At 67.3% G+C, this 21787-nt stretch carries 23 protein-coding genes and 1 tRNA gene; 8 read left to right on the top strand and 16 right to left on the bottom strand.

Features of this window, described 5'->3' with window-relative positions:
* Window position 1: 1 nt before the first annotated feature.
* The 4 genes from ASF43_RS14195 to ASF43_RS14210 all read right to left on the bottom strand — a co-directional run bounded on the left by ASF43_RS14195 (window position 2) and on the right by ASF43_RS14210 (window position 6182).
* On the bottom strand, window positions 2–1666 hold the full coding sequence (locus ASF43_RS14195; protein ID WP_056182076.1) for a Na/Pi cotransporter family protein: 1665 nt from the start codon (window positions 1664–1666) through the stop codon (window positions 2–4).
* A gap of 35 nt (window positions 1667–1701) precedes the next feature.
* Window positions 1702–2205, bottom strand: a complete 504-nt coding sequence (lspA, locus tag ASF43_RS14200; RefSeq protein WP_056182078.1) for a signal peptidase II — start codon at window positions 2203–2205, stop codon at window positions 1702–1704.
* Complete coding sequence (gene ileS, locus ASF43_RS14205) at window positions 2205–5030, bottom strand: isoleucine--tRNA ligase (RefSeq protein ID WP_056182081.1); 2826 nt, start codon at window positions 5028–5030, stop codon at window positions 2205–2207. The genes lspA and ileS overlap by 1 nt, the downstream gene beginning before the upstream one ends.
* 105 nt (window positions 5031–5135) lie before the next feature.
* Window positions 5136–6182 (bottom strand): bifunctional riboflavin kinase/FAD synthetase, encoded by a 1047-nt coding sequence (locus ASF43_RS14210; RefSeq protein WP_056182085.1) that lies wholly within the window; start codon window positions 6180–6182, stop codon window positions 5136–5138.
* A 174-nt stretch (window positions 6183–6356) separates the two neighbouring features.
* On the opposite strand from ASF43_RS14210, the gene ASF43_RS14215 reads away from it, so the two are divergent.
* Window positions 6357–6914: an HNH endonuclease gene (locus tag ASF43_RS14215; RefSeq protein WP_056182088.1), complete on the top strand. Its 558-nt coding sequence runs from the start codon at window positions 6357–6359 to the stop codon at window positions 6912–6914.
* Window positions 6915–6980: 66 nt separating this feature from the next.
* Here the strand turns inward: ASF43_RS14215 and ASF43_RS14220 are convergent, their stop codons facing one another.
* Both ASF43_RS14220 and ASF43_RS14225 read right to left on the bottom strand, forming a co-directional pair.
* A complete protein-coding gene (locus tag ASF43_RS14220; protein ID WP_056182090.1) occupies window positions 6981–8096 on the bottom strand; it encodes an acyl-CoA dehydrogenase family protein in 1116 nt (371 codons plus the stop codon).
* A gap of 13 nt (window positions 8097–8109) precedes the next feature.
* The gene (locus ASF43_RS14225; RefSeq protein WP_056182092.1) at window positions 8110–9288 is read right to left on the bottom strand and encodes an acyl-CoA dehydrogenase family protein; all 1179 of its coding nucleotides are present in this window, start codon (window positions 9286–9288) and stop codon (window positions 8110–8112) included.
* Between the two features lie 108 nt (window positions 9289–9396).
* Here ASF43_RS14225 and purN point away from each other — a divergent pair, with 108 nt between their 5' ends.
* The 5 genes from purN (at window position 9397) to ASF43_RS14250 (ending at window position 14134) form a co-directional block, all read left to right on the top strand.
* Window positions 9397–9999 carry a phosphoribosylglycinamide formyltransferase gene (gene purN / locus ASF43_RS14230; protein ID WP_056182095.1) on the top strand — a complete coding sequence of 201 codons (603 nt, stop codon included), beginning with the start codon at window positions 9397–9399 and terminating at the stop codon, window positions 9997–9999.
* A gap of 24 nt (window positions 10000–10023) precedes the next feature.
* Complete coding sequence (locus ASF43_RS14235; RefSeq protein ID WP_056182097.1) at window positions 10024–11298, top strand: RsmB/NOP family class I SAM-dependent RNA methyltransferase; 1275 nt, start codon at window positions 10024–10026, stop codon at window positions 11296–11298.
* A 122-nt stretch (window positions 11299–11420) separates the two neighbouring features.
* The gene (locus ASF43_RS14240) at window positions 11421–12635 is read left to right on the top strand and encodes a fatty acid desaturase (RefSeq protein ID WP_056182100.1); all 1215 of its coding nucleotides are present in this window, start codon (window positions 11421–11423) and stop codon (window positions 12633–12635) included.
* Between the two features lie 174 nt (window positions 12636–12809).
* Window positions 12810–13202 (top strand): hypothetical protein, encoded by a 393-nt coding sequence (locus ASF43_RS14245; RefSeq protein ID WP_056182103.1) that lies wholly within the window; start codon window positions 12810–12812, stop codon window positions 13200–13202.
* On the top strand, window positions 13199–14134 hold the full coding sequence (locus tag ASF43_RS14250; protein ID WP_056182104.1) for a succinylglutamate desuccinylase/aspartoacylase family protein: 936 nt from the start codon (window positions 13199–13201) through the stop codon (window positions 14132–14134). Before ASF43_RS14245 ends, ASF43_RS14250 begins: the two co-directional genes overlap by 4 nt.
* 2 nt (window positions 14135–14136) lie before the next feature.
* On the opposite strand, the gene ASF43_RS14255 is transcribed toward ASF43_RS14250, so the two are convergent.
* The 6 genes from ASF43_RS14255 to ureE form a co-directional block, all read right to left on the bottom strand.
* The gene (locus tag ASF43_RS14255; RefSeq protein ID WP_056182107.1) at window positions 14137–14952 is read right to left on the bottom strand and encodes a transglutaminase family protein; all 816 of its coding nucleotides are present in this window, start codon (window positions 14950–14952) and stop codon (window positions 14137–14139) included.
* A gap of 127 nt (window positions 14953–15079) precedes the next feature.
* Window positions 15080–15167 (bottom strand) — tRNA-Ser (locus ASF43_RS14260).
* Window positions 15168–15194: 27 nt separating this feature from the next.
* Entirely contained in the window at window positions 15195–15857 is a 663-nt protein-coding gene (gene ureG / locus ASF43_RS14265; RefSeq protein ID WP_056182110.1) for an urease accessory protein UreG, read from the bottom strand.
* 17 nt (window positions 15858–15874) lie between these two features.
* Window positions 15875–16564 (bottom strand): urease accessory protein UreF, encoded by a 690-nt coding sequence (locus ASF43_RS14270; RefSeq protein WP_056182113.1) that lies wholly within the window; start codon window positions 16562–16564, stop codon window positions 15875–15877.
* Entirely contained in the window at window positions 16561–17391 is an 831-nt protein-coding gene (locus tag ASF43_RS14275) for an SHOCT domain-containing protein (RefSeq protein ID WP_056182115.1), read from the bottom strand. The genes ASF43_RS14270 and ASF43_RS14275 overlap by 4 nt, the downstream gene beginning before the upstream one ends.
* A 50-nt stretch (window positions 17392–17441) precedes the next feature.
* Complete coding sequence (gene ureE, locus ASF43_RS14280; RefSeq protein ID WP_056182118.1) at window positions 17442–17996, bottom strand: urease accessory protein UreE; 555 nt, start codon at window positions 17994–17996, stop codon at window positions 17442–17444.
* 72 nt (window positions 17997–18068) lie between these two features.
* Here ureE and ASF43_RS14285 point away from each other — a divergent pair, with 72 nt between their 5' ends.
* Both ASF43_RS14285 and ASF43_RS14290 read left to right on the top strand, forming a co-directional pair.
* Complete coding sequence (locus ASF43_RS14285; protein WP_056182121.1) at window positions 18069–18293, top strand: AbrB/MazE/SpoVT family DNA-binding domain-containing protein; 225 nt, start codon at window positions 18069–18071, stop codon at window positions 18291–18293.
* Window positions 18290–18691 (top strand): type II toxin-antitoxin system death-on-curing family toxin, encoded by a 402-nt coding sequence (locus tag ASF43_RS14290; protein WP_056182124.1) that lies wholly within the window; start codon window positions 18290–18292, stop codon window positions 18689–18691. Before ASF43_RS14285 ends, ASF43_RS14290 begins: the two co-directional genes overlap by 4 nt.
* A gap of 3 nt (window positions 18692–18694) precedes the next feature.
* On the opposite strand, the gene ureC is transcribed toward ASF43_RS14290, so the two are convergent.
* The 4 genes from ureC to ASF43_RS14310 are packed head-to-tail and all read right to left on the bottom strand — an operon-like array spanning window position 18695 to window position 21653.
* Window positions 18695–20413, bottom strand: a complete 1719-nt coding sequence (gene ureC, locus ASF43_RS14295) for an urease subunit alpha (RefSeq protein WP_056182127.1) — start codon at window positions 20411–20413, stop codon at window positions 18695–18697.
* 2 nt (window positions 20414–20415) lie between these two features.
* The gene (locus tag ASF43_RS14300; protein ID WP_056182129.1) at window positions 20416–20721 is read right to left on the bottom strand and encodes an urease subunit beta; all 306 of its coding nucleotides are present in this window, start codon (window positions 20719–20721) and stop codon (window positions 20416–20418) included.
* A 9-nt stretch (window positions 20722–20730) separates the two neighbouring features.
* Window positions 20731–21327 (bottom strand): HupE/UreJ family protein, encoded by a 597-nt coding sequence (locus ASF43_RS14305; protein ID WP_056182132.1) that lies wholly within the window; start codon window positions 21325–21327, stop codon window positions 20731–20733.
* A gap of 23 nt (window positions 21328–21350) precedes the next feature.
* Window positions 21351–21653 (bottom strand): urease subunit gamma, encoded by a 303-nt coding sequence (locus ASF43_RS14310; RefSeq protein ID WP_056182134.1) that lies wholly within the window; start codon window positions 21651–21653, stop codon window positions 21351–21353.
* Window positions 21654–21787 lie beyond the last annotated feature (134 nt).

Here is a 21787-nt window from a genome sequence, read left to right on the forward strand (position 1 = left end):
GTCAGCCCAGCTCGTCGAACTTGGATTCGCGGATCCGGCTCGGCGCCAGTGCGCCGGCCGAGTCCAGGATCGGGTAGGCGATGGAGCAGATGTGCGAGTTGATGCGCTTGAGCTCGGAGAGCAGGTCGATGTGCAGCGAACTGGTCTCGATGCTGGAGACAGTGTTCTCCGACAGCCGCGCCAGGTGCGTGCGCGCGTAGGCGCGCTCCAGGTCGCGGAAGCGGGCCTTCTCTTCGAGCAGCTTCTTGGCGTCGTGCACCGTGCCGTTCAGGAACACGCTCATGCCCAGGCGCAGGTTGTCCAGGAGGCGCTCGTGCAGCTCGCGGATCTCGGCCATGCCGGCCTCCGAGAAGCTGCGGCCGGCGCGGATCTTCTTGTCCTCGATGTCGATCAGCACGCGCTCGATGGTGTCGCCGATCTGCTCCATGTTGATCGTGAAGCTGATGATGTCGGTCCAGCGCCGGCTTTCTTCCTCGCCCAGGGCTTCACGCGAGATCTTGGTCAGGTAGTACTTGATCGACGAGTACAGCGTGTCGACCGTGTCGTCCAGCTTGCGCAGGTCTTCGGCCAGGCGCAGGTCGTTGCGCACGATCACGTCGAGCACGCCGCGCAGCATGGTCTCCACGATGTCGGCCTGGTGCAGCGCCTCGCGCGCCGCGCACGAGATGGCCAGCGAAGGAGTGGCCAGGGCGGACGGGTCCAGATGCTGCGGGCGCGAGAGGGGCGTCGACTGGCCGGGCTTGGCCGAGGGCAGCAGGCGCTCGATCCAGCGCGCCACGAATTGTGTGAGGCCGATGAACACCGTGGCCACGACGATGTTGAAAGCCAGGTGGAACAGCACGACCAGCGTGGCGGTGTCGGGGATGTAGGGCCGCACGGCGCTGATCCACAAGCCGACGAAGGGCGCTGCCAGCGCGACGCCCAGCAGCTTGAAGATCAGGTTGCCCATGGGCACCTGGCGCACCTCGACAGCCGAGCGCAGCGTGGTCAGCACCGCCAGCAGGCCGCTGCCCAGGTTCGCGCCCAGCACCAGGCCAATGGCCACCTCGGCCGGGATTACGCCGGATGCGGCCAACGTGGCCGTCAGCAGCACGATGGCCAGGCTGGAGTAGGAGACGACGGCCAGCAGCGCGCCGACCGTGACTTCCAGCAGCAGGTCGCTGGACAGCGAGCCCAGCAGCGTCTTGATGGCCGGTGCCGTGGTCAGCACGGCGGTGGACGCAGTGACCAGCCGCAGCGCCAGCAGCATCAGGCCCAGGCCGATCAGGATGCGGCCGAAGCGGCCGACATTGCTGGTCTGGCGCGCGATGAAGAGCACCACGCCGACGAAGATCAGGAGCGGCGACAGCCAGGACAGGTCGAACGAGAACACCACGGCCATCAGGCTGGTGCCGATGTCCGCGCCCAGCATGACGGCAAGCGCCGCCGGCAGCGCGACCAGGCCCTTGCCCACGAACGAGGAAACGATCAGCGCCGTGGCCGTGCTGGACTGCACCAGCGCTGTGACGCCCAGGCCCGAGGCCATGGCCGTGAAGCGGTTGCCCAGGCTGTGCGACAGCGTGGTGCGCAGGTTGGCGCCGAACACGCGCAGGATGCCGGTGCGCACCATGTGCGTCCCCCAGACCAGCAGCGCCACGGCTGCCAACAGATTCAACAAATGCTTCATCGGATGAGGCGGCGACTATACGCCGCTGCCTCAGGCTACTTTGCGCTGCGCACGCGCCGCAATTCGTCCAGGATCAGCAGCGCGGCGCCCACCGTGATGGCGGCATCGGCCACGTTGAAGGCCGGGAAATGCCAGCCGGCCCAGTGCAGATCCAGGAAGTCGACCACGTAGCCGTGCTGCAGGCGGTCGACCACGTTGCCGATCGCGCCGCCCAGGATGCAGGCCAGCGAGAACGAGAACAGACGCTGGCCGGCATGGGCGCGCAGCATCCAGACGATGAAGATCGCCGCTGCGACACCGATGCCCGTGAAGAACCAGCGCTGCCAGCCCGAGGCCCCGGCCAGGAACGAGAAGGCCGCGCCGGTGTTATGGGCCCGCACGATGTTGAAGAAGCTGGTGATGACGGTGGCGTCGCCCAGCTGGTAGCGGGCCAGGATCCATTGCTTGGTCACCTGGTCGGCCACGAACAGCACAAGGGCCAGGCCCAGCCAGGGCCACCAGCGGGCCGGCGCGCTGCCGAAAGTGCGCTTGCCGGCCATCAGGCGAAGCTCCGCGTTTCGCCTGCGCCGAACAGGTTGCTCGTGCAGCGGCCGCACAGCGTGGGGTGGGCGCTGTCCACGCCCACGTCCTCGCGGTAGTGCCAGCAGCGTTCGCACTTGGGCGCGCTTGCCGGGGTGACTTCCACTGCAGGGATGCCTTCGGCGAGCTGCGCAGCCGAGGTGATCAGCGCGAAGCGCAGGTCTTCGCCCAGGCTGGCCAGCAGCGCATGGTCGGACGGCTCCACCGTCACGGCCACGTTGGCCTGCAGCGACGAGCCCAGCCGGCCCTCGCTGCGAACGGTCTCGATCTGCTTGTTGACCAGCTCGCGCACGGCGCGGATGCGCGACCACTTGGCGAGCAGCGCCTCGTCCGGTGCGGGCAGCGGGCTGTAGGTCTCCATGAAGATGGATTCCGAGGTGCCGACGAGCTTCCAGGCTTCCTCGGCCGTAAAGGAGAGGAAGGGAGCCATCCAGCGCAGCATGGCCTGGGTGATCTGGTGCAGCGCGGTCTGCGCGCTGCGCCGGGCCAGCGAGCCGGGTGCAGTGGTGTAGAGCCGGTCCTTCAGGATGTCCAGGTAGAACGCGCCCAGGTCTTCGGAGCAATACACCTGCAGCTTGGCCACCACCGGGTGGAACTCGTAGACCTCGTAATGCGCCAGGATCTCGGCCTGGAATTGCGCGGCGCGGGCCAGCGCGTAGCGGTCGATCTCCAGCAACTGGTCGGCCGGCACGGCGTCCTTGGCGGCGTCGAAGTCGCTGGTGTTGGCCAAGAGGAAGCGCAGCGTGTTGCGGATGCGGCGGTAGGCATCGACCACGCGGGCCAGGATCTTGTCGTCGCCCGCGATGTCGCCGGAGTAGTCGCTGGCCGCCACCCACAGGCGGATGATCTCGGCGCCCAGCTTCTTGTTGACCTCCTGCGGGTCGATGCCGTTGCCGAGCGACTTGCTCATCTTGCGGCCCTGGCTGTCCACGGTGAAGCCGTGCGTGAGCAGGCCGCGGTAGGGCGCGCGGCCCTCCAGCGCGCAGGCGATCAGCAGCGAGCTGTGGAACCAGCCGCGGTGCTGGTCGTGGCCTTCCAGGTACAGGTCGGCCTCGGGGCCTTCTGCGTGGAAGCCCGGCGCATGCGTGCCGCGCAGCACATGCCAGAAGGTGGAGCCGGAATCGAACCAGACTTCCAGAATGTCGGTGCTCTTGGTGTACTGCGGTGCGTCGTCGGCACCGAGGATCTCCTCGGCCGTGACGCGGCTCCAGGCTTCGATGCCGCCCTGCTCGACGATGGCCGCGGCCTCGTCCAGGATCTCCATGGTGCGCGGGTGCAGCTCGCCCGAATCCTTGTGCAGGAAGAAGGGGATCGGCACGCCCCAGCTGCGCTGGCGCGAGATGCACCAGTCCGGCCGGTTGGCGATCATGTCGTGCAGGCGTGCCTTGCCGTTCTCGGGGTAGAAGCTGGTCTGCTCGATGGCCGCCAAGGCGGTCTGGCGCAGCGTCCGCGGGGCCTTGTCTTTGGTGAACACGCCAACGCCTTCGTCCATGCGGATGAACCACTGCGCGGCGGCGCGGTAGATCACCGGCGTCTTGTGGCGCCAGCAGTGCGGGTAGCTGTGGGTGATGGCCTCGGTGGTCATCAGGCGGCCGGCGCTGCGCAGCGCGTCCAGCACCACCGGCACGGCCTTCCAGATGTTGAGGCCGCCGAACAGCGGGAAGTCGGCTGCGTAGCTGCCGTTGCCTTGCACCGGGTTCAGGATCTCGTCCGTGCGCACGCCGTGGGTGATGCAGGAGTTGTAGTCCTCCACGCCGTAGGCCGGGGCGGAGTGGACCAGGCCCGTTCCGTCGTCGGCCGTGGCGTAGTCGGCCAGGTAGACCGGCGACAGGCGGCGGTAGCCGGCGTCCACGTCGTACAGCGGGTGTTCGAACTCCAGGCCGCCGAGCTTTTCGCCCTTGACCGTGGCCAGCACCGTGCCGTCCAGCGCATAGCGCGTCATGCACATCTCGACCAGCGAGGCGGCCAGCACCAGCAGGCCGCGTTCGGTGTCGACCAGCGCATAGTCCAGTGCCGGGTTCAGGTTGATGGCCTGGTTGGCGGGGATGGTCCAGGCGGTCGTGGTCCAGATCACCGCAAAGGCTTCCTTGGCCAGCGAGGGCAGGCCGAAGGCAGCGGCCAGGGCAGCGGGGTCGTGCGCCTTGAAGGCCACGTCCAGCGTCTGCGACTTCTTGTCGGCGTACTCGATCTCGAACTCGGCCAGGGAAGAGCCGCAGTCGAAGCACCAATACACGGGCTTCAAGCCCCGGTACACGAAGCCGCGCTCGATCACGCGCTTGAACGCGCGCAGCTCGCCGGCCTCGTTGGCGAAGTCCATGGTCTTGTAGGGATGGGTCCACTCGCCCAGCACGCCCAGGCGCTGAAAGTCGCCCATCTGCTGCGCGATCTGCTCGGTGGCGAAGGCGCGGCTCTTGGCCTGCATGTCGTCGCGGCTCAGGTTGCGGCCGTGCTTCTTCTCGATCGCGTTCTCAATCGGCAAGCCGTGGCAGTCCCAGCCCGGCACATAGTGCGCATCCAGGCCTTCGAGCTGGCGCGCCTTGACGATCATGTCCTTCAGGATCTTGTTGACGGCGTGGCCCATGTGGATCTGGCCGTTGGCGTACGGCGGGCCGTCGTGCAGGATGAACTTGGGCGCGCCGGCGCGGGCCGCGCGCAGGCGCTTGTACAGGCCTTGTTCGTTCCAGTCCTTGACCCAGCCCGGCTCGCGCTTGGTCAGGTCGCCGCGCATGGGAAAGGGCGTGTCGGGCAGGTTCAGGGTGCTGCGGTAGTCGGTCTTGTCGGTCATGGTGGGGGCAGGGCGTCACGAAGGCGGCGCCGCAGTCGCATGGGAGGGTGGGGTGCCCCCGGCCGTGGCAGCAGGGGCGCGCGAGGCAGTGGGCGAAACCGCCCGCTAAATTCGGTCGCGCGTCGTCTGCCGGCGGGTTTGCGCATGGCCGGCGGCCAGCCATGCGCGCGCATCGTCGCAGTCCCTGGCGATGCCGGTTTTCAAGGCATCGAGGCTGTCGTACTTCAATTCGTCGTGCAATTTGTGCAGCAGTTCCACGCGGACGATCTTACCGTAGCCCCCCTCCGGCCCCAGGGTGGCGGGCCAGTCCAGGCAATGGGTTTCCAGCAGCACGCGGCCGCCGTTCACGTCGTCCGGGTCCAGCGAAGGCCGCACGCCCAGGTTGGCCACGCCGGCCACGGGCCGGTCCGCCAGGCCGTGGACCTCCACCACGAAGATGCCGGACGCGGCAGGCTTCCAGTGCGAAAAGCGCAGGTTGATGGTGCGAAAGCCGAGCTCGCGGCCCAGCCGGCGGCCACGCACGACATGGCCGCTGATGCTGTAGGGCCGGCCCAGTAGCCAGGCCGCGTCCAGCATGCGGCCCTGGCTCAGGGCCTCGCGCACGGCCGAGCTGGACACGCGCAGGCTGCGCCGCTCTGCATCGTTGCCCGCGGCCTGCGGCATCACGACCTCGTAGCTGTTCATGCGGGCCACGTCGAAACCCTGGGCGTTGCCGGCCGCGGCCAGCATGGCGTAATCGCCGCTGCGCCGGGCGCCGAAGCGGAAGTCGTCGCCCACCAGCACGTAGCGCACGCCCAGGCCGGCGACCAGCACGTCCTGGATGAAGGACTCGGCACTCTTGGCGGCCAGCGATTCGCGGAACGGCAGCACGATGATCTGGTCCGCCCCGCAGCGCGCCAGCTCGGTCAGCTTGTCGCGCAGCGTGCCGATGCGGGCCGGTGCGATCTCCTTGCGGCCCGTGGCCTGTGCGAAGTAGTCGCGTGGGTGCGGCTCGAAGGTCATCACGCAGCTGGGCACGCCACGGTGCTGGGCCTCGCTGTGCAGCAAGGCCAGCATGGCCTGGTGGCCACGGTGCACGCCATCGAAGTTGCCGATGGTCAGGGCGCAGGCCGGTGCGATGCCGCCGTAATGAAAGCCGCGAAAGATCTGCATGTCGGTGTTATCTTTTTGCTAGCGCGAGGTGCGCGCCGGGTATGCCGCCGTCACATGGGCGCCCTTGGAACCCTGTATATTGTGACGCGGCGCACCATCTCCAGGGGCGCCACCGAGGCTCAGACGTTTGCAATCCCGTGTCGTTGGTCGCAAGACCTTTGCAGGAGGCGTGTCTTGAAGGTTTTGAAGCTGTCGGGGCAGGGGCTGCCCCAGTCCTGGATCTCGCTGGAACAGGCGGTGCTGCACTACGCCGCCGAGGAGGTGCGCTGGGAGTCCGGCGCCGAGATTGCAGTGTTCCGTGGCGGCACCAATGCCGTGACGGGCCGCCAGTCGATGATCGCGATCAGCAGCATCATCGGGACCAAAGGCGTGCCCAACATCAACCCGTTCCGGCTCAAGCCCAGCCTGACCAACAGCAAGCTGTTCGTGCGCGACCGCAATGTCTGCGCCTACTGCGGCTGCCAGGCAGCGCTGGAAGACCTGACGCGCGAGCACATCGTGCCACTGGCGCAAAAGGGGCAGGACCACTGGATGAACGTGGTGACGGCCTGCCGGGCCTGCAACCACCGCAAGAGCAACCGCACACCAGAGCAGGCGCGCATGCCCTTGCTATATGCGCCGTACGTGCCCAGCCTGTGGGAAGACTTCATCCTGCGCAACCGCCGCATCCTGGCGGACCAGATGGAGTTCCTGATGGCGCACGTGCCCAAATCCTCTCGGCTGCTGGCCTGAAGCCGCACGCTGCCCCCTTCAACGACAAACCCCGCCGAAGCGGGGTTTTGTTTTGGCGCGGTCCGGTCAGGCGAAGACGCCGGCCTTGTCCTGCATGCGGCTGGACACCTCGCCGAGCTGGTGCAGCGTGTCGCCGAACTGCATCTCCATCTGCGTGAGCCGCTTGAAGTAGTGGCTGACGATGTATTCCTCGGTCACGCCGATGCCGCCGTGCAGCTGCACCGCCTCCTGGCCGACGAAGCGCGCCGACACGCCGAGCTGGTATTTGGCGCGCGCCATCGCGCGGCGGCGTTCATCGGCCGGCGCGTTGAGCTTGAGCGAAGCGTAGTAGCTCATGGAGCGGCCCAGTTCCAGCTTCATCTTCATGTCGGCGATGCGGTGACGCAGCGCCTGGAAGCTGCCGATGGTCACGCCGAATTGCTTGCGCGTGTTCAGGTACTCGGCTGTCACGGCGACCGTCTTTTCCATGGCGCCGACAGCTTCTGCGCACAGGGCGGTGATGCCGATGTCGACGGCGTGCTCCAGGGCCGTCTGCCCGTCGGTGGTCACCAGGGTAGCGGCCGCATCGCTGAAAACGAGCTCGGCGGCGCGCGAGCCGTCTTGTGTGGCATAGCCGCGTGCGCTGACGCCGGAGGCGGCACGCTCCACAAGGAACAGCGCAGTCTTGCCCTCGACCGTGGCCGGCACCAGGAATGCATCAGCCTGGTCGCCGGCCGGCACGACGCTCTTGTGGCCGCTCAACTGCCAGGCGTCACCGTTGCGAACGGCGTGGGCGGCGCACACATCCAGGCGGTAGCGCGCCGCGCGCTCCTGGTAGGCCAGCACGACCAGCGCCTCGCCCGCCGCGATCTTCGGCAGCCATTGCGTTTGCAGGGCCGCATCGGCATACGTCGACAGCACGCCGCTGGCGATCAGGGTCTGGCCCAGCGGCTCCAGCACGATGCCCCGGCCCAGTTCCTCCATCGCGATCATGCCCTCGACCGGGCCCATGCCCATGCCGCCGTGCTCCTCGGCGATGTACAGGCCGGCCAGGCCCAGCCCTGCCAGGCCCTCGTAGTCCTGCCGCGAAAAGCCCCCGGCCTTCACGACTGCGCGGCGGTGATCGAAGCCGTAGCCCTTGTCGACCCATTTGCGCACGGCGTCGCGCAGCTGTTCCTGGTCGTCGCTGAAATTGAAATCCATGTGCGTCTCCTGCTCAGCCCAGAACGGTCTGGGCGACGATGTTGCGCTGGACCTCGTTCGATCCACCGTAGATCGTGGTCTTGCGCATGTTGAAGTAGGTCGCGGCCAAAGGCGCACAGTGCGCGGCGCCCACGTGGTCACCCTGCCAGCCGGCCTCCATGGCCTCCTGAATAAAGGGCAGGCTGTAGGGGCCCGCGGCCAGCATCATGAGTTCGGTGTAGCGCTGCTGCATCTCGCTGCCGCGGATCTTCAGGAGGCCGGCCACGTCCAGCGAGTTCTTGCCGGACTTCTCGGCCGACAGCACGCGCAGCACCATCATCTCCAGCGCGACGACGTCCACCTCCAGCTTGGCGATCTCGTCGCGGAAGCGGATGTCCTCGTACACGCCCTCGGCCTGGGCGATGCGCTTGAGGCGCTCCAGCTCGCGCTTGGCGCGGTTCACGTCGGCGATGTTGGTGCGCTCGTGCGACAGCAGGTGCTTGGCGTAGGTCCAGCCCTTGTTCTCCTCGCCGATCAGGTTCTCGACCGGCACCTCGACATCGTCGAAGAACACCTCGTTCACCTCGTGGCCGCCGTCCAGCATGATGATGGGCCGCACGCTGACGCCCTTGCTCTTCATGTCGATCAGCAGGAAGCTGATGCCGGTCTGCGGCTTGCCTTCGTTGCTGGTGCGCACCAGGCAGAAAATCCATTCGCCGTACTGGCCCAGCGTGGTCCAGGTCTTCTGGCCATTCACGATGTACTTGTCGCCGCGCCGTTCGGCCCGGGTCTTGACCGAGGCCAGGTCGGAGCCCGAGCCCGGCTCGCTGTAGCCCTGGCTCCACCAGACTTCGCCGCTGGCGATACCAGGCAGGAAGCGCTTGTGCTGCTCGGCGTTGCCGAAGGCCATGATGACGGGCGCCACCATGACGGGACCGAAGGGCACGATGCGCGGCGCACCGGCCAGCGCGCATTCCTCTTCGAACAAATGCTTTTGCACGGCGTTCCAGCCGGGGCCGCCGAACTGGGTCGGCCAAGCGTAGCCCAGCCAGCCCTTGCTGCCCAGGATCTTGGCCCAGCGCTGCATATCGTCGCGCGTGAGGTGCAATGCGTTGTGCACCTTGTGCGAGATCTCGGCCGGCAGGTTGGCATGCACCCAGGCACGCACGTCTTCCCGGAACTGTTGCTCTTCGGCTGTGAAAGCCAAATCCATGGTGGTCTCCTCGTTGCATGGCGGCCGCTCAGCGAACGGCGCCGTGCTTTGTAGCACGCCTGCCTGCGCCCGGCTGTCACCTGCGGGTGGGGATAATCCCGCCCGCTGATGAAGAACCTCGTAATCCTGATTTCCGGCAGTGGCTCCAACATGCAGGCCATCGTGCAGGCCGCACAGCGCGACGACTGGCCGGGTTGCCTGCACGCGCGCATCGCGGCCGTGGTCAGCAACCGGCCCGACTGCGCCGGCCTGGACAAGGCCCGCGCGCTGGGCATCGCCACGGAGTCGCTGGACCACCGCGCCTTCGCCAATGCGCCCGAGCCACGCGCGGCCTTCGACGCGGCGCTGGCCGACCTGCTCGACCGCCACGCGCCGGACCTGATCGTGCTGGCCGGCTTCATGCGCATCCTGACGCCCGGCTTCGTGCGCCGCTACGCAGGGCGCATGGTCAACATCCACCCCTCGCTGCTGCCGGCCTTTCCGGGCCTGCACACGCATCGGCGCGCGATCGAGGCCGGCTGCCGGGTCGCCGGCGTGACCGTGCACCGCGTCACCGAGGAACTGGACCACGGTCCGATCCTCGACCAGGCGGTCGTGCCGGTGCTGCCGGGCGATGACGAAACGCGCCTCGCCGCGCGCGTGCTGGCCCAGGAGCATTTGCTGTATCCGCGTGCCATCGAGCGGCTGCTGCGGGAGCAGCTGCCGCCCTGAAGCGGCGGCGTGGAACAATCCCGCATGCATCCCAAAGCCCTCCTGGACACCTGCGCCGAACTGATCCGCCTGGCGCTGCTCTTCGACCAACCGTCCGACGCCGTCGCCGCCCGCTTCTTCCGCGACAACCGTGGGCTTGGCCCGCGCGAGCGCGCCACGCTGTCCGAAACGCTGTACGCCGTGCTCCGGCGCAAGCAGTTGTTCGAGCATTTCGCGCCGTCGGGTTCCGGTTCCCGGGAGCGGCGCTTGGCGATCCTGGGCTTCAGCGGCCCGCGCGAGCTGCTGAACGGCGCTCTGTCGGACCAGGAAAAGGACTGGCTGGACCGCTGCCAACGCGTCGAGACGGCCGATCTGCTGGAGCGGCACCGCCACAACCTGCCCGAATGGCTGGCCCAGCCGCTGCGCGCGCAAACGGGCGATGACTTCTGGGCGCTGGCAGATAGCCTGATGACGCCCGCGCCGCTGGACCTGCGCGTGAACATCCTGAGCGCCAAACGTGCGGATGTGCGGCAGGAGCTCGCCGCTGCCGGCATCGTGGCGGCCGACACACCGTATTCGCCATGGGGCCTGCGCGTGCAGGGCAAGCCGTCCCTGGCCCGTGCCGAGGCGTTCACGCGCGGCGCGATCGAGATTCAGGACGAGGGCTCGCAACTGCTGACGCTGCTCCTGGATGCCAAGCGCGGCGAGATGGTGGCGGATTTCTGCGCTGGCGCGGGCGGCAAGACTCTGGCCATCGGCGCAAGCATGCGCAACACCGGGCGGCTGTATGCCTTCGACACTGCGGCGCATCGCCTGGATGGGCTGAAGCCCCGGCTGGCGCGCAGCGGGCTGTCGAACGTGCATCCGGCGGCGATCGCGCACGAGCGCGACGACCGCATCAAACGCCTGGCCGGCAAGATAGACCGTGTGCTCGTCGACGCGCCATGCACCGGCACGGGCACCCTGCGTCGGCACCCGGACCTCAAATGGCGCAACACGCAGGCGAGCGTCGACGCCATGGCCCAGACGCAGGCCGCTGTTCTTCAGGGCGCGGCATGTCTCGTCAAGCCGGGCGGTCGCCTGGTGTATGCCACCTGCAGCCTGCTGGCCCAGGAAAACGAAGACATCGCGGCGGCGTTCTCGGCTGCCAATACCGGCTTTGAGGCGCTGGACGCTGCCGATCTACTGGCGCAGTCCAGGATCCCCGCAGCCGAGACACTCTGTGCCGGACCGCTCAACGGCCGCGAATTCCTGCGCCTTTGGCCACATCGGCATGGAACGGACGGCTTCTTTGCGGCGATTTGGCGAAAGCAGCCATAGCAAAAGGTTGTTTTGACCCCATATCCTAAAGAAGGGCAGCGTCCTACAATACGCTGTTCCGCCTAGGGGTGCGTCTGTGCTACGCGCCGCGACAGGCTGACGGAGAAGGAGCTGATTCTTATATGTTGTTACCGGATTGGGCTGTCTTGAACGCTGCTGTGGACTGGCTCGCCAATGGTCTGTGGAATTTGTCGTGGTGGCAAATCGCCCTGTATGCGCTGTTCACCACGCACATCACCATTGCCAGCGTCACCATCTACTTGCACCGCCACCAAGCCCACCGTGCAATGGATCTGCATCCTCTGCCGGCGCACTTCTTCCGTTTCTGGTTGTGGCTGGCCACGGGCCAAGTGACCAAGGAGTGGGTCGCCGTGCATCGCAAGCACCACGCCAAGTGCGAGACCAAGGACGACCCGCACAGCCCGCATGCGCACGGCATCGAGACCGTGTTCTGGAAGGGCGCGGAGCTGTACCGCAGCGAAACCAACAACAAGGAAACCATCGCGAAGTTCAGCTTGGGCTGCCCGACCGACTGGATCGAGCGCAATCTGTACTCGCGTTACAGCTGGCAGGGCGTCGGCCTCATGCTGATCCTGAACTTGGCCCTGTTCGGCGCTGCCGGCCTGGTGGTTTGGGCCGTGCAGATGGTCTGGATCCCGTTCTGGGCGGCCGGCGTCGTCAACGGCATCGGCCACTACTGGGGCTACCGCAATTTCGAGGCGCCGGACGCCAGCACCAACATTTCGCCGTGGGGCATCATCATCGGCGGTGAGGAGTTGCACAACAACCACCACACCTACCCGACCTCGGCCAAGTTCTCGGTCAAGCCCTACGAGTTCGATGTGGGCTGGTTCTACATCAGCATCATGCAGCGCCTGGGCCTGGCCAAGGTCAAGAAGACGCCGCCCAAGCTGCAACTTGGTCAGGTCAAGCCCGTGGCAGACGAGAAGACGCTGGAAGCTCTCATCGCGAACCGCTACGAGGTCATGGCCGGCTATGCACGCGAGCTCAACCGCGCCTGCAAGGCTGAAATTGCCGCGCTGAAGGCGCGCCAGGCCGACGCGTCCGTGCTGGTCGCCGCTCGCCGCTGGCTGCACCGCGACGACGAGCGCGTGCCGGCTTCCGTGCAGCCCAAGATCGCACAGGCCCGCGCCGCCCACCCGGTGCTGGACAAGATGGTCACCATGCGCGAAGAGTTGCGCCAGATGTGGCTCAGCACCTCATCCTCGCGCGAGCAGCTCACTGCCGATCTGCAGGCTTGGTGCCACCGTGCCGAGAGCAGCGGCATCGCTGCGCTGCAGGAGTTCTCCATGCGCCTGCGCTCTGCCCACGTCTGACGCCTCGCGACCGGATTGACTGACACCCCGCTCACCCCGGGGTGTTTTTGTTTGTGCGTTCCGGTGTCGGCGGTGGGATGTCGCTTTTGTCAGCCCTATCCAATTGCCTGGGTTGGCCCGCCGGCAGCGCCGGCCGCACGCCATACTCAGGCATCAACACATCGGGAGCACATCATGGTCAAGCTGCAGGTACTAGTTGCAACCGCCGCCATGGCGCTGGCGAGCGGCCCGTGGAGCGTCTCCATGGCCCAGACCTCTCCCGCCGCGGCGGCGGCGGCCGCCGGCACCAGCACCACGGCCAACGGCGGCACAGGCGGCGTGGGCCTGGGCGGATCGGGCCCAGCGGTGGGTGTCAGGCCTGACGGCGTCGGCGGGGCTGGCAATTTCGAGCTCGGCAAGCCTACTGGCAACGGCGCTCTGGTCGGCCCGCGCGCGCGCAGGGAGGCCGACGCGCTCCTGTCGGAGAAACCGGCCCTGCAGGAGCAGGCACCGCGCAACACCGGCCAGCGTACGCTGATGCTGGACCGCGAGCAACGGCCGGCCGCAATGCCCCAGCCCGCGAAGTGACCAGCCAGCTGCGCGTCCATGCCGTCACGGCGCTGCAACCAGGGCCGCGACTCATCGTGCTTGGAGGTGTCCACGGCGACGAGACCTGCGGCACACAGGGCATCGCACAGCTGATCGAAGAGCTCGATACCGGCGCTTTGGTGCTTCGGCGTGGCCAACTGACCCTGGTTCCAGTGGCCAATCCACTTGCGCGCGAGCGCATGCAGCGCGAGGGTGAGCGCAATCTCAACCGGTCCTTCCGCCCCAGCGCGGCCCCCGCGGACTACGAGGCACGGATCACGAACGTGCTGTGTCCCTTGCTGGCGGCGCATGACGTGCTGCTGGATCTGCACTCTTTCCAGAGTGCCGGTGAAGCCTTCGCCATGATCGGCCCGCGTGACAACCGCGAGGCGCTGGAGCCCTTCCAGCGCGCGCGGGAGGAGGGGCAACTGGCCCTGCACCTTGGCACGCCCTGCGTCGTCGAGGGTTGGCTCGACATCTATGCGGCAGGCATCGAGCAGCGCGGCCTGCCGTTGACGGACGAAGCACTGGCCTATGGCTGGGGCACGAACGAGTACATGCGCAGCCAGGGCGGGTATGCCGTCACCTTGGAATGCGGCCAGCACGGGGACCCTGCGGCACCCGTGGTTGCGCACCGGGCCATCCACGCGGCCTTGCAGACGTTGGGCATGGTGGACCAGGCTGCGCCGCTTGTGCCGAAGCCGCGCCTGCTGAAGCTCGTGTCAGCGGTCGACCGCAACGCGCCAGGTGACCGTCTACTGCGCGAATGGGCCACATTCGATGCCGTACAGCAGGGGCAGGCCATTGCGATGCGCGAGGGCGGCTCGGTGCTCGTCGCGCCGGGCGACGGCTACATCGTGTTCCCCAACGCACAGGCCGCGCTGGGCACCGAGTGGTACTACTTCGCGGTCGACAGCGACCGCGTGCTATAGAGCTACAGGACCTCGTCGGTCACGACTTCGAAGCGTGTCAGCGTGTTGGCGCCGAACACCATCGTGATCGGAACGTCCGCCGCGTCGCGCCCGCGTGCGATCAAGATGCGCCCGATGCGCGGCGTGTTGTGCCGGGCATCGAAGGTATGCCATCGGTCCCCGAGGTAGACCTCGAACCAGGCACTGAAATCCATGGGATAGGGCACGGGCGGAATGCCGATGTCGCCCAGGTAGCCCGTCACATAGCGCGCCGGAATGTTCATGCACCGGCACAGGGCCACGGCCAGATGCGTGAAGTCGCGGCATACACCGACGCGTTCGCGGTACGCGTCCAGCGCGGTGCGCGTGGGGCGCGCGCTGCCATAGTCGAAGCGCAGGTGGTTGTGCACGAAATCACAGATCGCCTGCACGCGCTGCCAGCCCGGAGGGCTGAAGCGGAATTGGTTCCACGCGAACGCCAGCAGTTCGCCTTCGAAATCGCAATACCGGCTGGGCAAAAGGAATTGGAGCGTCTCGACCGGCAGGTCGGCCGGGGCATGCTCGATCGCGAAGTAGTCGACCGGATCGGGCAGGCCGCTGTCATACACGGTTGCATCGTTGCGGATGCGCACCTGGGTGACGCCGACGGGAATGTGCACGCGGGCGCATTGGTTGTCGAAGCTGTCCCGGTAGAAGTCGGTCCACAGGCCCGGCGTGATGGTGATGTTCTCCGGTGCCACGAGGTCGTGGGCCCGAGAGGGATGGGTTTGCAGCATGTAGACCAGGGCGGTCGGTGCTGCCACATCGAGCGCGATGTCGTAGCCGATGCGGATCAGCATGTGATCAACGCGCTGTGGTGCGTGTAGGAAGTGGGGGCGATCATGCAGGCATGGTATGCAAGATCCACGCCTCGATTGCCAATGGGCGCCCCGAATACGCGTAGGCCAAGGCGCCATGGGCCAGTGCTGGCGGAAGCTCAGGGATTCGAACCCTGGAACCCTTGCGGGTTGCCGGTTTTCAAGACCGGTGCAATCGACCACTCTGCCAAGCTTCCCAGGGCGCGGATTCTAGCCGTGCGGGTTCACCGGGCCTGGAGCATGCCCTTGGCCTCGATGAAGCGCACCACATCGGCCAGGCCGTCGTTGGTCTTAAGGTTGGTCATGACGAAGGGCTTGAGCACGCCCTGGCCGTTGGTGCGCATGCGGCGCGTGTCCGCATCCATGACGCCGAGGTCGGCACCCACATAGGGCGCAAGGTCGGTCTTGTTGATCACAAACAGGTCGCTCTTGGTGATGCCCGGTCCGCCCTTGCGCGGGATCTTCTCGCCCGCCGCCACGTCGATCACGTAGATCGTGAGATCGCTCAGTTCGGGGCTGAATGTCGCGGCCAGGTTGTCGCCGCCGCTCTCGACGAACACCACGTCGGCATCGGGGAAGTCCTCCAGCATGCGGTCGATGGCCTCCAGGTTGATCGATGCATCCTCGCGGATCGCCGTGTGCGGGCAGCCGCCGGTCTCCACGCCCATGATGCGTTCGGCCGGCAGCGCACCGCTGACGGTCAGGAGGCGCTGGTCTTCCTTGGTGTAGATGTCGTTCGTGATGGCCACCAGGTCATAGCGCTCGCGCATGGCCTTGCACAGCATCTCCAAGAGCGTGGTCTTGCCCGATCCGACCGGGCCGCCGATGCCCACGCGCAAGGGTGGCAGCTTCTTGGTGCGGTGGGCGATGTGGTGCAAAGCGGACATGTGAGAAACCTCGAGGACTAGGAACGGAATAACCGCGAGTACTGGGTCTCGTGGCGCGAAGACAAAATGGCCAGCATGGGCGAGAACGATTGGCGCGCATCGGGTGGCAGGGCCAGCGCCTGGTCCACGGCAGCAGGGATCTCCAGCGCCAGCCGGCCCAGCATGCGCTGGCCATCGCTCTGGCCCAGCGGCACGGCCTTGACGGCGGCAGCGACCATGTTCTCGGCCCAGCCGAACGCAAAGGCCAGGCAGGCGTCGTGTGGCGTGGCACCGGTCCGGTGCGCGGCGAAGGCGTAGGCGATGGGATAGCAGGGCGTCAGCCCGGCGAAGGCATCGGCCGCATCGGCGTGGTGCAGCTTGATCCACTCCAGCATCGACCGGCCCATCTGCTCGGTCTGCAGCACGAACTCGGCCGACTCGCGCGTGCTGCGCAGCCACAGGTCCAGCGCTGCGAGTTCGGCGCGGTCGTCGGCGCCCCAGGCTTGCAGCGCCGCGCCCACCACGGCCAGGTCGCTGCGCGCGAAGGCCAGGTGCAACTGGTCGACGATCCAGTCGCCGGCCTGCTGCGCGTTGCCGGCATGGCCGGCGTCCACGGCTGCCTCCAGGCCTTCGGAGTAGCTGAAGCCGCCGATCGGCAAGGCGGGCGATGCCAGCCAGATCAGCCCGAGCAGGGTGGCCGCTGGCGCCGCGGCGCGGGTCGCACTCAAAGGCGGCTCAGCAACTCGGCCTTCTTGGCCTGGAATTCCGCCTCGTCCAGCACGCCCTTGCTGCGCAAATCGGCCAGCTTCTCGATCATGCCGAAGATGTCCTGCGGGGGTGCGGTGTTCACGGGCGGCGGTGCGTAGTAGGGCCCGGGCGCAAAGCTCGGCGCCGGCGCTTCGTACGAGGCCGGGCCGTTGACGGAGACCACCGGCAGGCTGGCGACATCGATGAGGCCGTACTGGCTGTTGAAGCTCAGCGTACCGCCATAGGACTGCTGCTGCGAAAAGCCGCCGATCTGGTGGTCCAGCGTGTCGTAGATCGTGACCTGCCCATTGGCCTCGATCGCCAGGCGGCGGGCCTGCGAGAAGTAGGCATAGCGCACGCCGTTCTGCGCACCCGTGCTGTTGGGCCAGCGCAGGTCTGGTCCCCACCAGTCGACCGGCGGCGGCACGAAGAGGCTGGCGTTGCTGCCGGTGTCGCTGTCGTAGCGGTTGCCATAGCTGCCGTTGAACTGCTCCTGGCCGTTCTGGCTTTGCGACTGGAAGCTGCCCGTGCGCAGCAGGTCGGGCTGGCTGGCCACGAGGTTGGCCAGCTCGTAGCACAGTGCATCCACGCGCCCCTTGAGCTGGTTGTTGAACATGTCCGACACCATGGTCATGCCGCCGCGCATCCACTGGCCGGAGCCGGCGAACTCGGGGTGGCTGAACTGCGCCATGCTGCCGTTGCCGCGGATCACCGCGTCCAGCATGCTGACCGTGGCGTCCACGCTGATGCCGTGGCGACGGGCGATGTCATCGATGATCTGCTGTCCGGCTTGGGAGAGTTGTGCCATGGGAGCTGCTCACGAAACGAAAAAGAGGGAGGCGATTCTGTCAGTTCGGTTCAGTGGTCGTGGTGACCGTGGTCATGCCCATGACCATGCGCATGGCCGTGGGCATGGTGGTGCTCGCGGTGGTCGTGGCCAGCACCATGGCCATGCGCCTGCGCCTGGTAGGCGCCGCCCTCGGGCTCGAACGCCAGGCTGTCCTTGCGCACGATCAAATGCATGGCGCGCAGCATGTCGGCCAGCACATGGTCCGGCTCGATCTTCAGGTGGTCAGGCTTGAGCTCGATCGGCACATGGCGGTTGCCCAGATGGTAGGCCGCACGCACCAGGTCGAACGGCGTGCCGTGCGCGCTGCAATGCGTGATCACCAGCACCGGCTGCGGCGCGGCCAGCACGCGCACCAGCGAGCCGTCCTCGGCCACCAGCACGTCGCCGCCGCGCACCAGGGTACCGCGGGGCAGGAACACACCCAGCTGGCGGCCTTGCGAATCGGTGCCGTCGAAGCGGCTCTTCTGGCGCACGTCCCAGTCCAGTTCGATCGTGGCGGCGCGCTTGAGCAGGACCGGGGCGAGGCCCTGGCCCTGGAGCATGAGTTTGCTTGCGGTGAGCATGGTGGACTTGTCTGTGGTCGAATGGGTTGGTAATATAACGTTTGTTATAACTTCGCACCACCAGGAGCTTCCATGACCGCCATCAAATTGACCCAGATTGGCAACTCCGTGGGTGTGATCCTGCCCAAGGAAATGCTGGCACGGATGAAGCTCGAAAAAGGGGATACGGTATACGCCACAGACCTGGAAAACGGCATCGCTTTGCGTCCGCATGATCCTGCGTTCGAGGCACAGATGACAGCGGCGCGCGCGGTCATGAAGCGACGACGCAGTGTGTTGCGTGAGCTGGCGAAATGACGGCCGCCAATGACCCGTGGACCTGGCTGCTGCCGGAGGTGCTGGTCGCCGTGCACGAAGAGCAACTGGCCGAACACGGTGGTGGCGCCGGGACGCGCGATGTTGGATTGCTGGAATCGGCCTTGGCGCGGCCCCGCCAGCTTGCCCACTACGGGCAGCCCGACGCCGCAGCGCTGGCTGCCAGCTACGGCTTCGGCATTGCCCGCAACCATCCCTTTGTCGATGGCAACAAGCGCACGGCCTTCGTCGCGGTCGAACTGTTTCTGGAGCTCAATGGCTTCTCGCTGTCGGCGGGCGACGGGGACTGCGTGCTGACCATGCTGAAGCTGGCAGCGGGCGGCCTCGAAGAATCGCACTTCGCCGATTGGATTCGCAGCCATCTTCATCCGCACGGCTGACGCTCAAAACAGGAAATACCGCTGCGCCATCGGCAACACCGTCGCCGGGGTGCAGGTCAGCAGCTGCCCGTCCGCGCGCACCGCATAGGTCTGTGGATCGATCTCCATCTTCGGCAGCGCCCCGTTGTGGACGAGGTCCTGCTTGCGCACGCTGCGGATGTTCTTCACCGCGCTCAGCGTCTTGCGCAGCCCGAAACGTTCCCCGATGCCGGCCTGCAGGCCGGCCTGCGACACGAAGGTCAACGAGCCCCTGGCCAATGACCCGCCAAAGGCGCCGAACATGGGCCGGTAGTGCACGGGCTGCGGTGTCGGGATCGACGCATTCGGGTCGCCCATGGCCGCCATCGCGATGCTGCCACCCTTGATGATCGTGAACGGCTTGACGCCGAAGAAGGCCGGCTTCCAGACCACGATGTCGGCCCACTTGCCGACCGCAAGGCTGCCCACCTCGTGGCTGATGCCGTGTGCGATCGCCGGGTTGATCGTGTACTTGGCGATGTAGCGTTTGGCGCGGAAGTTGTCGTGCCGCGCGCTGTCCTCGGACAGCGTGCCGCGCTGCTGCTTCATCTTGTGCGCCGTCTGCCAGGTGCGCATGATGACCTCGCCGACGCGGCCCATGGCCTGGCTGTCGCTGCTCATCATGCTGATCGCGCCGATGTCGTGCAGGATGTCCTCGGCCGCGATGGTCTCCTTGCGGATGCGCGACTCGGCGAAGGCCAGGTCCTCGGCGATGCCCGCATCCAGGTGGTGGCAGACCATCAGCATGTCCACGTGCTCGTCCAGCGTGTTCACGGTGTAGGGCATCGTGGGGTTGGTGGAGGAGGGCAGGAAGTTCGCCTCGCCCACCACGCGCAGGATGTCGGGCGCATGCCCGCCGCCCGCGCCCTCGGTGTGGAACGCGCACAGCGCGCGGCCCTTGGTCGCGGCGATGGTGTCTTCCACGAAGCCCGACTCGTTCAGCGTGTCCGAGTGGATCGCCACCTGCGTGTCGGTGGCGTCGGCCACGTCCAGGCAGTTGCTGATGGCGGCCGGCGTCGTGCCCCAGTCCTCGTGCAGCTTCAGGCCGATCACGCCGGCCTCGATCTGCTCGTGCAGCGCCTCGGGCCGGCTCGCATTGCCCTTGCCCAGGAAGCCCAGGTTCATCGGGAACGCGTCGGCCGCCTGCAGCATGCGCTCGATGTGCCAGGGGCCTGGCGTGCAGGTCGTGGCGAAGGTGCCGGTCGCCGGCCCCGTGCCGCCGCCCAGCATGGTCGTCACGCCCGAGGCCAGCGCCTCCTCGATCTGCTGCGGGCAGATGAAGTGGATGTGGCTGTCGATGCCGCCGGCCGTCACGATGTTGCCCTCGCAGCTGATGATCTCGGTGCCCGGGCCGATCACGATGTCCACGCCGCTCTGCACGTCCGGGTTGCCGGCCTTGCCGATGGCGGCGATGCGCCCGTCCTTCAGGCCGATGTCGGCCTTCACGATGCCCCAGTGGTCCAGGATCAGCGCATTCGTGAGCACCGTGTCGACGGCGCCGGCCGCGCGCGTCATCTGGCCCTGCGCCATGCCGTCGCGGATGGTCTTGCCGCCGCCGAACTTCACCTCTTCGCCATAGCCGCCGGCGCGCAGCGTGTAGTCCTCTTCGACCTCGATCACGAGGTCGGTGTCGGCCAGCCGCACGCGGTCGCCCACGGTGGGGCCGAAGATCTCGGCGTAGGCGCGTCGTCCAATGGTTGCCATGGTCAAAGTCTTCCTTGCACGAGGCCGCGAAAGCCGTAGACCACGCGGTCGCCGGCGAAATCCACCAGTTCCACCGTGCGCTGCTGCCCGGGCTCGAAGCGCACGGCCGTGCCGGACGCGATGTTCAGCCGCATGCCGCACGCGGCCTCGCGGTCGAAGCCCAGCGCGCCATTGGTCTCGGCGAAGTGGTAGTGCGAGCCGACCTGGATCGGCCGGTCCGCGGTGTTCTGCACGACCAGCGCCAGCGTGCGCCGGCCGGGGTTCAGTGCATGGTCGCCGTCGTCGACCAGCAGTTCGCCTGGCGTCATGGCCATGGCTCAGACCACCTGGGCCAGCATGGCCGCGCCGAACACGGCGACTGCTGCGCCCGCGATGCGCGGCCCCCAGCTGTAGCGCGTGCGCAGCGCCCAACCCAGGGCCAGGCCGGCGCCATGCAGCACTGCCGTGGCCAGCACCATGCCGGCCAGCGCCGCGGCACCACCGGTCTCGCCTGCCAGCTCCACGCCATGCGCCACGCCATGGAAGGCGGCAAACGCCCCGACCAGCACGGCCGCCACGGGCGCCGGCAGCCGCAGCCGCGCCAGCACGAGCAGGCCCAGCACCAGCAGCGAGGCCGCGATCATGGGCTCCACCGCCGGCAGCGCCACGCCGGCCAGGCCCGCCAGCGCACCGGCCAGCAGCATGGCTGCGAACGCGAGCGGCGCGGCGGCCATGTCGCGCGGCTGGCGCGCCGTCAGCGCGCTCCACACGCCCACGGCCAGCATGGCGGCCAGGTGGTCCAGCCCCGTGAACGGGTGGGCCAGGCCATCACTGAAGCCGACGTGCGCATGTGCGCTGCCATCGGCGCCCACATGGGCCAGAGCGGCCCATGGGGCGGCCAGCAGCACGGTCAGAAGAGCAGGGCGGATACGCATGAAACAGTCTCCATCGCAAAAGGTCAGACGATCGGTTGGTGCACGGTCACAAGCTTAGTGCCGTCGGGGAAGGTGGCCTCGATCTGGATATCCGGGATCATCTCGGCGATGCCGTCCATCACGTCGGCGCGCGTCAGCACGTCGCGGCCCTCGCTCATGAGCTGCGCCACGGTCTTGCCGTCGCGCGCGCCCTCCATCACGGCGGCGCTGATCAGCGCAATGGCTTCGGGGTAGTTCAGCTTGAGCCCGCGCGCCTTGCGGCGCTCGGCCAGCAGGGCGGCCGTGAAGATCAGCAGCTTGTCTTTTTCTCTGGGCGTCAGTTCCATGGGCGGTGTCTCGATCTCGAATGTTGGGTCATGTCAGCGGCGATGCGTGGTGCCTCCAGCCCGCCCAACGCAGTGGAGCAGACCATGCCAGGGCACCCGCGGACCTGGCGTTGCCAGGCCGCTGGGTGCGCCCC

Origin of the sequence: Pseudorhodoferax sp. Leaf267 (assembly GCF_001422405.1) — a bacterium.
Taxonomy (GTDB): domain Bacteria; phylum Pseudomonadota; class Gammaproteobacteria; order Burkholderiales; family Burkholderiaceae_C; genus Pseudorhodoferax.

Coding starts and splice junctions, on each gene's coding strand:
- ASF43_RS14195 (WP_056182076.1), bottom strand. CDS start 1,666: ATGAAGCATTTGTTGAATCTGTTGGCAGCCGTGGCGCTGCTGGTCTGG.
- lspA (WP_056182078.1), bottom strand. CDS start 2,205: ATGGCCGGCAAGCGCACTTTCGGCAGCGCGCCGGCCCGCTGGTGGCCC.
- ileS (WP_056182081.1), bottom strand. CDS start 5,030: ATGACCGACAAGACCGACTACCGCAGCACCCTGAACCTGCCCGACACG.
- ASF43_RS14210 (WP_056182085.1), bottom strand. CDS start 6,182: ATGCAGATCTTTCGCGGCTTTCATTACGGCGGCATCGCACCGGCCTGC.
- ASF43_RS14220 (WP_056182090.1), bottom strand. CDS start 8,096: ATGGATTTCAATTTCAGCGACGACCAGGAACAGCTGCGCGACGCCGTG.
- ASF43_RS14225 (WP_056182092.1), bottom strand. CDS start 9,288: ATGGATTTGGCTTTCACAGCCGAAGAGCAACAGTTCCGGGAAGACGTG.
- purN (WP_056182095.1), top strand. CDS start 9,397: ATGAAGAACCTCGTAATCCTGATTTCCGGCAGTGGCTCCAACATGCAG.
- ASF43_RS14235 (WP_056182097.1), top strand. CDS start 10,024: ATGCATCCCAAAGCCCTCCTGGACACCTGCGCCGAACTGATCCGCCTG.
- ASF43_RS14240 (WP_056182100.1), top strand. CDS start 11,421: ATGTTGTTACCGGATTGGGCTGTCTTGAACGCTGCTGTGGACTGGCTC.
- ASF43_RS14245 (WP_056182103.1), top strand. CDS start 12,810: ATGGTCAAGCTGCAGGTACTAGTTGCAACCGCCGCCATGGCGCTGGCG.
- ASF43_RS14255 (WP_056182107.1), bottom strand. CDS start 14,952: ATGCTGATCCGCATCGGCTACGACATCGCGCTCGATGTGGCAGCACCG.
- ureG (WP_056182110.1), bottom strand. CDS start 15,857: ATGTCCGCTTTGCACCACATCGCCCACCGCACCAAGAAGCTGCCACCC.
- ASF43_RS14275 (WP_056182115.1), bottom strand. CDS start 17,391: ATGGCACAACTCTCCCAAGCCGGACAGCAGATCATCGATGACATCGCC.
- ureE (WP_056182118.1), bottom strand. CDS start 17,996: ATGCTCACCGCAAGCAAACTCATGCTCCAGGGCCAGGGCCTCGCCCCG.
- ASF43_RS14285 (WP_056182121.1), top strand. CDS start 18,069: ATGACCGCCATCAAATTGACCCAGATTGGCAACTCCGTGGGTGTGATC.
- ASF43_RS14290 (WP_056182124.1), top strand. CDS start 18,290: ATGACGGCCGCCAATGACCCGTGGACCTGGCTGCTGCCGGAGGTGCTG.
- ureC (WP_056182127.1), bottom strand. CDS start 20,413: ATGGCAACCATTGGACGACGCGCCTACGCCGAGATCTTCGGCCCCACC.
- ASF43_RS14300 (WP_056182129.1), bottom strand. CDS start 20,721: ATGACGCCAGGCGAACTGCTGGTCGACGACGGCGACCATGCACTGAAC.
- ASF43_RS14305 (WP_056182132.1), bottom strand. CDS start 21,327: ATGCGTATCCGCCCTGCTCTTCTGACCGTGCTGCTGGCCGCCCCATGG.
- ASF43_RS14310 (WP_056182134.1), bottom strand. CDS start 21,653: ATGGAACTGACGCCCAGAGAAAAAGACAAGCTGCTGATCTTCACGGCC.